Source organism: Wolbachia endosymbiont of Drosophila seguyi (assembly GCF_028981765.1).
Classification (GTDB): Bacteria; Pseudomonadota; Alphaproteobacteria; order Rickettsiales; family Anaplasmataceae; genus Wolbachia; species Wolbachia pipientis.
In genome coordinates, this window is the sequence record NZ_JAPQLM010000130.1 from 1 (window position 1) to 2274 (window position 2274).

2 protein-coding genes are annotated in these 2274 nt (G+C 33.4%); both read left to right on the top strand.

Annotation, left to right across the window (positions count from 1 at the left end; genetic code table 11):
• The first annotated feature begins 258 nt into the window (after positions 1–258).
• Positions 259–2034 (top strand): SWIM zinc finger family protein, encoded by a 1776-nt coding sequence (locus tag OZD62_RS03110; RefSeq protein ID WP_275019415.1) that lies wholly within the window; start codon positions 259–261, stop codon positions 2032–2034.
• 27 nt (positions 2035–2061) lie between these two features.
• Positions 2062–2274 (top strand): transposase (locus OZD62_RS03115; protein ID WP_275019416.1); only part of this gene is annotated, 213 nt, incomplete at its 3' end.

Genomic DNA, 2274 nt, shown 5'->3' on the forward strand with positions numbered 1-2274 from the left:
TGTTTTTCTATTCTTGCCCATTCCCTTTCGCTTAGATCTGTTGGATACTTTTTTCTCATCTTTACCCCGTACTAAAATTTCAGATATTATAGCCTTTTACTTGTTTCCGGACAACCTCTAAGTGTTTATTGCTTTTGCCCTCTCTGTTGTTATAATTAACATTTTGTAGTAGTTCAAGATGAGTTTTGCATATTCAGAGAAAATCGTCCATAGAATCAGCATCTAGCTTATCTAGGTTAAAATATATAGTTTTACAAGATGACTATTTATGGAAGAACATGGTGGGGTAAGAAGTGGCTCCAGTCTTTTGACGGAATAGATTATGATAACCGTCTTCCACGTGGCAGAACTTGTGCTAATACTGGTCGAGCTTTTGGTATTAAAATTAATGGTCACATAGTTACAGCTAAAGTTCATAGCTCAGGATCTTACCCATATCGTGGTTCAAAACCTCAACCATATAAAGTCAAAATTATACTCAATGAATTAAGCTCATCAGAACAACAGACCATTCGTCAAATTATTGAAACTTCACCAGCTATATTAGCTAAATTGATAAATAGACAATTATCAGCCAGCTTGTTTGATAAGCTTAATGATCTTGGGATTAAATTATTTCCTTCAAATTGGCAGGAGATGAATGCAAGTTGTAGTTGTCCTGATTGGGCTATGCCTTGTAAACACATTGCTGCTGTAATTTATCTTATTGCTGCAGAAATTGATAAAAACCCCTTCATGATTTTTAATATTCATAATTGTAATTTGTCAGCACTTATCGATGATTTTGGGAATGGAAAATTAGAAAATGCTCAAAACATTTTAAAGATAGATGATATATTTAAGGCATGTTCTAAAATTAGAATACATAACCAAGCAATTTTAAATGATATTGATTTATCAACTATTCCTAACCTTTTTGATTGTATCAGTAGTATTTTAACAGATAATCCACTTTTTTTTGAAAAAAACTTTCATAATATCTTACAGATAGCTTATAAGCATTGGCAAAAGTATCCTGCAGGAAGATTAGTGTACTATCCAGCTTCTAAGAAGGAACTATCAGAAGAGGAGCTATTTATTAAAAGATGGGAAAATATTGAGAATTGGCAAACATTTCAACTATTCATTGATGATCAGCATTACCTTACTCAAGTGAGCAATGGTACAACTAATTTATTTAGGCTCAGTGGAAATGTATTGAGGGATGTAGCACGATTTTTAAATGATATTCCTAGTTCGTTACTCCACAAACTTAACCCTGAACTTCGCTTCATGCATATGATTTCACAGTTTGCACATATGCTAATGGAAAAGTCAGCGCTAATACCACAAGTATTACAAAACAAAAGAGGAGAAGTAATAATTAGGTGGATTCCGGCGTTGTTTAATGAGTCAGTTAAGGAAATTCATAGCAAGATATCATCTATTTGTCCGCCTCTATTGATTAAATATCAAGAAATCGTTATGGAACCAGAGGAACAAGTAAATGTTGCTATCTCTCTCATCCTTTTAGGGTATATAGAAGATAACTTTCCTGCATCACTGGATAAGCATAGAGATAAATCCATCTTTGAATTATTCTTTACTGGAAGATCATACAAGTTTACTGAGTTTAGCAACAAGGAAATACCGCAAGCAATTAATCTCTGGCTTTCACGTCTTTATTTAGCAGATAAACCTTACAAACTCTATTTAATGATAAAAGATCACCATGAAAAATTTGAACTTGAGGTACAGTTATCACTGGATGATGAGAAGTCATTCATCAAGCTGGAAAAAGCACTCTCTAATCAAAACGTAAAGCTTAGTATTTTATCTGATCTTGCACTTTTGTCTGAATATATACCTGAATTAGAAAAGTCGATTGACGATAATAGCACATTATCATTTAATTTGGATAATTTTGCACCATTATTTTTGCATATCTTGCCTGTACTAAGAGCAATAGGCATCAAAGTTATTTTGCCGAAATCTTTACAAAAAATCTTAAAACCACAATTAAGAGGTTGTCCGGAAACAAGTAAAAGGCTATAATATCTGAAATTTTAGTACGGGGTAAAGATGAGAAAAAAGTATCCAACAGATCTAAGCGAAAGGGAATGGGCAAGAATAGAAAAACANTTCAGAGTATCATACAAGAAAGGAGGAAGGCCGCCAAAGTATAGCAAAAGAGAAATATTAGAAGCAATTTTCTATGTATTGCGTACAGGGTGTCAATGGCGGTATTTACCAAATGATTTTCCGCTATGGAAGACTGTGTATGAGCAGTTCAGG